The sequence below is a fragment of the Erysipelothrix urinaevulpis genome (assembly GCF_009828835.1).
GTDB classification, from domain to species: domain Bacteria; phylum Bacillota_I; class Bacilli_A; order Erysipelotrichales; family Erysipelotrichaceae; genus Erysipelothrix; species Erysipelothrix urinaevulpis.
Genome location: NZ_WTTB01000017.1, coordinates 1 through 5849, shown reverse-complemented (window position 1 = coordinate 5849; position 5849 = coordinate 1). Strand labels below are relative to the sequence as shown.

6 protein-coding genes and 1 tRNA gene are annotated in these 5849 nt (G+C 33.8%); 5 read left to right on the top strand and 2 right to left on the bottom strand.

Annotated features, from left to right (window positions below):
* Positions 1–145 precede the first annotated feature (145 nt).
* Positions 146–1480, top strand: a complete 1335-nt coding sequence (locus tag GVV10_RS09360; protein WP_159521992.1) for a PTS transporter subunit EIIC — start codon at positions 146–148, stop codon at positions 1478–1480.
* Between the two features lie 35 nt (positions 1481–1515).
* On the opposite strand, the gene GVV10_RS09355 is transcribed toward GVV10_RS09360, so the two are convergent.
* A complete protein-coding gene (locus GVV10_RS09355; protein WP_159521990.1) occupies positions 1516–2901 on the bottom strand; it encodes an MATE family efflux transporter in 1386 nt (461 codons plus the stop codon).
* 136 nt (positions 2902–3037) lie between these two features.
* Between GVV10_RS09355 and GVV10_RS09350 the strand changes: the two genes are divergently transcribed.
* The 4 genes from GVV10_RS09350 to GVV10_RS09335 all read left to right on the top strand — a co-directional run bounded on the left by GVV10_RS09350 (position 3038) and on the right by GVV10_RS09335 (position 5331).
* Positions 3038–3577 carry an NADPH-dependent FMN reductase gene (locus GVV10_RS09350; protein WP_159521988.1) on the top strand — a complete coding sequence of 180 codons (540 nt, stop codon included), beginning with the start codon at positions 3038–3040 and terminating at the stop codon, positions 3575–3577.
* An 84-nt stretch (positions 3578–3661) separates the two neighbouring features.
* Positions 3662–3737, top strand: a tRNA-Val gene (locus GVV10_RS09345).
* A gap of 341 nt (positions 3738–4078) precedes the next feature.
* Positions 4079–4648: a hypothetical protein gene (locus GVV10_RS09340; RefSeq protein ID WP_159521986.1), complete on the top strand. Its 570-nt coding sequence runs from the start codon at positions 4079–4081 to the stop codon at positions 4646–4648.
* A gap of 113 nt (positions 4649–4761) precedes the next feature.
* Positions 4762–5331: a hypothetical protein gene (locus GVV10_RS09335; protein ID WP_159521984.1), complete on the top strand. Its 570-nt coding sequence runs from the start codon at positions 4762–4764 to the stop codon at positions 5329–5331.
* Between the two features lie 24 nt (positions 5332–5355).
* Here the strand turns inward: GVV10_RS09335 and GVV10_RS09330 are convergent, their stop codons facing one another.
* On the bottom strand, positions 5356–5673 hold the full coding sequence (locus tag GVV10_RS09330) for a MazG nucleotide pyrophosphohydrolase domain-containing protein (protein ID WP_159521982.1): 318 nt from the start codon (positions 5671–5673) through the stop codon (positions 5356–5358).
* Positions 5674–5849 lie beyond the last annotated feature (176 nt).

Sequence of the window (5849 nt, the reverse complement as noted above, 5' to 3'; positions counted from 1 at the left end):
CACCAAATGACCTAGAAGAAAAAATAGGAAGGCTTAATACAAGACCACGTAAGTGTATAAATTTCTATACACCTCAAGAAATATTATTTGAGAACGAAGTGTTGCGCTTAATTTGACAATTAATCAATAGAAAAGGAGAGTTAAAATGAATCACAAAGATATGGCAAATAGCATCGTAAGTCATCTAGGTGGCTTAGAAAATATTGATAAAGCGTGGAATTGTATGACACGATTACGCTTTAATATAGAAAATAAGGATTTAGTTGATACAGAAGCAATTGAAGCAATTGAAGGTGTATTAGGAGTAAGGTATCAAAATGGTCAACATCAAGTGATTGTTGGTAATGACGCCATAAAAATAGTTGAACACATTAAAGTAAAAGAAACAATTGTCGAGGAAGAAGAGAAAAAAACACATGGTATTGGTATAATATTTGATACAATTTCAGGAATATTCACACCAATATTGCCTGCAATTGCAGGTACAGGTTTACTCAAAGCAGTTTTATCGTTAGTTGTTTTAGTTTATAAAGGAGCAGGTGAAAGTGGAGTCTATCAAACGTTTGAAATTATTTCAGATTCTGCCTTTTACTTCTTGCCTTTTTTACTTGCCTGGTCGTCATCGAAACGATTTAAGGTCAATGAGGGATTAGCTTTAGCAGTTGCGGGTACACTCATGTACCCAACTTTGATACAGGGAGGCGATGCGCTTTCTTTTATGGGGTTATCGGTACCACTTATTGCATACAATGGATCCGTGTTGCCTGTAATACTTGGGGTATACTTATTAAAACATGTCTATAATTTTCTAGATAAGCATATTCCTTCAGTCCTAAAAGGAATTGCATTACCCATGTTAACCTTGAGCATCACGTTACCATTTGTCTTGATATTTATCGCACCTGCTGGAAATTTCTTAAGTGTGTATTTAGCTACGGGCATTGATTGGTTGTTTATCAATGCAGCACCTGTTGCAGGTTTGATCTATACAGGCCTAATGCCTTTAATTATAATGGTTGGGATGCACTATGCATTCTTTCCAACTGCAATGCAGTCCATTCAAAATGTAGGCTATGATCTTGTCTTGTTGCCAGCGAATTTAATTCATAATAGTGCTCAAGCAGGTGCTGCATTTGCTGTTGGTATAAAAGCAAAAGACAAAAATATTCGTTCTTTAGCATTTTCGACTGGAATATCAGCAGTTTTTGGTGTCACAGAACCAGCGATGTACGGTATCAACTTACGCTTTAAAAAACCCTTCTATATTGTCATGGGTGTTAGTGGAGTGATTGGGAGTATTGCTGTTACCTTAGGCTTAAAATCATATAGCTTTGCAGTTCCTGGTCTTTTATCAATTGGTGGATATGCTTCACCAGATGGCAGTATGACAAACCTATTAATTGCTGTGATTGCATACCTAGGGGCCTTTATAGGTAGTTTTATCTTAACATTGATGATTAAAATTGATTTTTCAAAATAAACTTAAAAAAACTATTCGATCGGCGAATAGTTTTTTTAATCCAATAGTAATTCCTGTTCTGTTTCCTTTTCCGCTAAGTTGACAAGCCACTTTTCTTTGTGCAAGAAAGTAATTGAAATTATCATTTTTAAGACGTCTGTCGATTGTCCAATGAGATAAAGACCAATAACATTCAAGTTAGTGTAGTATGTAGCAATCCCTACACAGACTAAGTTAACACACCACATATATCCTGAATCCATCATTAAGGTTGATTTAGTATCTCCGCCAGCACGTAGAATAAAATAGACCGTTGTATTTAGAACATAAATCCAAAACAGAAATGCTTGAATCCGAAGAAAGTTTGTCGCTAAATGAATGGCTGTTGCAGAGACATTGTATAGATTAGGCACGATAAAGCTTGTCATAAATAACATCACACCAAAGATTGAAGCAAGAATAAAGCCAAAACCAAGTAAATGATAACCATTTTCCTTTGCTTTTTGTAAGTTGTTAGCACCTAAAGGTTGTGAAACTAAGATTGTTGCGGCAATTGACATTCCAGCATTCATAGTGAAAAACAAATCCGATACAGTGACAGCAATCGAATAACCTGAGATAACATCAGCACCTCGAGTACCATAGAAACGTAATAATAATGCCATTCCCATCGCAAACATGACTTCATTAATTGAGAGTGGTAAAGATTTTAATGTAATTGCTTTAATCAATGTTGGCGATATGTTAAAGAGTTCATTGACTGAAGACTTAAAGATATAATCACCACGACGCAATGCAAATGAAATGATGGTTACCTCAACAAGTCTTGCGATTAATGTACCAATTCCAGCCCCTACAACCCCCATTGCTGGAAAACCAAAATGACCATAAATTAAAGCATAGTTAAAGACAAGATTTGTCACCATTGATGCCACACTAGCAATTAATGGTGTTTTTGAATCACCCGTTGCACGCATAGCGCCAGCGATGGCCATGGTAAACATGGTAGGGATAAATGATAAGGCACTAATTACAATATAACGACTACCTTCACGAATGACGTGTGGATCCTTTACAAAAAAACTTATGATTTCTTGTGGAAATAACAATGCAATAATAATAAAGATTGACATGATCAAACATGTCGATAGAATTGAGTATCTAAATGTTTGTTGCATATGGTGCCGATCATCAGAACCATAGAATTGAGCCATAAACACAGAGGCGGCAGCAATGACTCCCATTGTTCCAAACAAAGCAATCATAAAGTAACGATTAACCGCGGCCACCCCCGCTAAAGAGTGATCACCTAATTGACCAATCATTAAATTATCAAGTAAATTTACGGCTGTACTAACAACTTGTTGTAACATCAACGGAATCGCAATCATAAATGTTGTTTTAAAGAAATCACGATCACCAAAATATCTTTTTAAAATCATGCTAAACCTCCTTCTTGTTTAAGTTCATACTAGACAATAATATAGAAAAGAGATTCAATAATCAAGTGAAATAAACTAGGGCATAATACATGCATAACAAGTGCGCTTTGTTATAATAATATCAGGAGGTAGAAATATGATTAAAACTGTTTTCTTAGTAGGAAGTTTAAGAGAAAAATCTTATAATATGATGATTGCGAAACATATTCAAAAACGTTATGCAGATCGTTTAGAGATTGAGATTTTAGATATTGATTTACCGAATTATAATCAAGATTTAGACATGGACGGAAAACGTCCTGAAAAAGTTGAAAACTTTAATGCTAAAGTTAATGAGGCCAACGCAGTCTTTATGATTACACCAGAGTATAATCATGGCGTTTCAGGCGTATTAAAAAATGCTATTGATTGGGTCAGTCGGACACCAGGATTAAACAATAAACCAGGTCTTGTTGCATCATCATCGATGGGAGCCACAGCCGGTGCACGTGGATATAATAACCTTATTCAAGTTCTCGATACAATGCCGATGTATCTTTTACCTGGAAACGATATTATGATTGGTTCAGTTCATGAAAAATTTGATCAAGATGGTAATCTTATCGATGAAGGAACTGTTCAATTCATCGACTTGGTTGTCGACAAATTTATAGAATTTTACAACAAAGTTAAATAAACAAGATTAAAGGTGTGAGATATTGGATCTTACGCTTTTTTATGTTGAAATCAAAGATGTTATATGCTAATATGTATAAGCAATGGACGATTAGCTCAGTTGGGAGAGCGCATCCTTGACGTGGATGAGGTCAGCGGTTCGAGCCCGTTATCGTTCACCATTTATCAATAACAATCACACTTCGGTGTGATTTTTTTTATGGGAAATTAAAACAAAATTGTTCCCTTGAAAAACAAAATTTACTTATATTCCAAATTATAAATAGAAGGAAATTTATACCGACATACGATCAAGTGGATAGAAATTTATAAGATTGGCAGTTTAATAAACTATACTGTCGATGATGTCTTGAGTACACAGGTTAAGAATGACAACTTAACGAAAAAAGAAGTGTTTTAAAAATTGTTATAAGATCACAATCTATTTTTCTTTTGAATACAGGCAAGTATATATATATTATGTTAGTATAAATTTGTAGGTACAAAAAGTGAGGGGATCTAAATGGAAAACAAAAAGGTTAAAAGAGGAATTTATGGTGTCGTTGCATCGCAAGTCATTATGTGGATTCAGTTGTTCGTCATGAACCCTATTGGTAATCTGAGTATTACGTTGCTTGGTACGATTGTCATGTTATACTCGCTGTTCGTATTAAGTAAAACTGAAATTTGGAATGATAAAATGAAAAAATCATTTATTTTACAGGTGATTTCAGTTGTAATCATCATCTTGCCTTTCATTGTTCTTATAAGAGCGATGATGAAGGAAAACATTGAGGCCTTAGGTGCAGCACTGACGTTACTAGGACTTGCATTAATAATTGTGAGTATTTTGATATTTGTCAGTTCAATCTTTTGGTTTTTAGGTGGAGAACCACAAGCGGTAGCGAAGTACAAAGCACACTATATAATCGGACTAATTGTTTCAATTATCATTACTTTTATTGGTGGCTCAACAGGTTCACAAGTTGTAAAACTTGTCGGGAATTTATTAAGCATTGCTGCATCAGGATTAGTTCTGTATGTCTATTTAGAGTATTTAAAAGTAATTGAACCAACAATCGTTGAAGAGTAAAAAAACGCTGGTGGAACTCTTCTCTTGTCTCTTCATTGTTTATTCTTTAATACAGGCAAGTATATATAAATCATAATAGTATAAAATTGTAGGTACAAATGAGGGAGATTTAGATGGAAAACAAAAAGATCAAAAGAGGAATTTATGGAGTTGTTGCCTCACAAGTTATAATGTGGTTTCAATTAATTGTGGTGGACCCATTTGACAATTCTATTATTACGATTATTGGCAAGGGTGTTATGCTATATTCTATTTATACATTAAGTAAGACAAAAATATGGAACGATAAAATGAAAAAATCCTTCATCTTAGAAGTGATCTCATATCTCATTATTCTACTGTCTTTAATTATTTCACTGAGAATGGTAATGAAAGAAAATATTGAAACATTAGATACTGCTGCTTTGTTCCTAGGACTCGCTTTTCTTATTCGAGGTGTCTTAGTAATAATAAGTTCAATCTTTTGGTTTTTAGGTGGTGAACCAAAGGCGGTAGTTAAGCATAAAATTTACTATATAGTTGGACTAATTGTTGCTATTATCATTAGTTTGATTGGTGAATCTATAGGTTCACAAGTTCTAATGCTTGTTGCGAAGTTTATAGGCATTGCTATATCGGGCTTAGTGCTATATGTCTATTTAGAGTATTTAAAAGTAATTGAACCAACAATCGTTGAAGAATAAAAAAACTTACCTGAGTAAGTTTTTTTATTCTTCAAAGCGCTGCTCTAGCTTCTTTATTTGATATTGCATAATTTCATCAAGTGTAATGGAGTATTTATCTGCTAAAATCAAAACATTATCGAGTACATCCGCGAGTTCCTCTTTTAAATTATTGTGTAAGACGCTTTGGTCTAATAGGGTTTCATCGGGTCTATCTCTTCCAATTTCAATTGAACGGACAGCTCTTGATACCTCACCAACCTCTTCAGTTAAGAAGCATGTTCTGATAAAAGGGTTATAATCGTACCACCCACGTTTTTTATAAAAATCAATAATCCATTCATTATATTCTTTTGTTGACATAATATTCTCCTTTATATAATTATTAAATTATCATACAAAAGAAATTATTGATAAAGTCCATATAATTGTGTAAAAGTAAAAAAAGCCATAGAGGCTCTGTTATTATGTTAGTACCCAAACAAACATAAGGAGATCTCTATGACACAAATTAATTTTACTTTAGATTCACAACAGAT

What these genes read in the sequence shown, in the direction of transcription:
- GVV10_RS09360 (WP_159521992.1), top strand. Translation starts at nt 146, where the DNA reads ATGAATCACAAAGATATGGCAAATAGCATCGTAAGTCATCTAGGTGGC.
- GVV10_RS09355 (WP_159521990.1), bottom strand. Translation starts at nt 2,901, where the DNA reads ATGATTTTAAAAAGATATTTTGGTGATCGTGATTTCTTTAAAACAACA.
- GVV10_RS09350 (WP_159521988.1), top strand. Translation starts at nt 3,038, where the DNA reads ATGATTAAAACTGTTTTCTTAGTAGGAAGTTTAAGAGAAAAATCTTAT.
- GVV10_RS09340 (WP_159521986.1), top strand. Translation starts at nt 4,079, where the DNA reads ATGGAAAACAAAAAGGTTAAAAGAGGAATTTATGGTGTCGTTGCATCG.
- GVV10_RS09335 (WP_159521984.1), top strand. Translation starts at nt 4,762, where the DNA reads ATGGAAAACAAAAAGATCAAAAGAGGAATTTATGGAGTTGTTGCCTCA.
- GVV10_RS09330 (WP_159521982.1), bottom strand. Translation starts at nt 5,673, where the DNA reads ATGTCAACAAAAGAATATAATGAATGGATTATTGATTTTTATAAAAAA.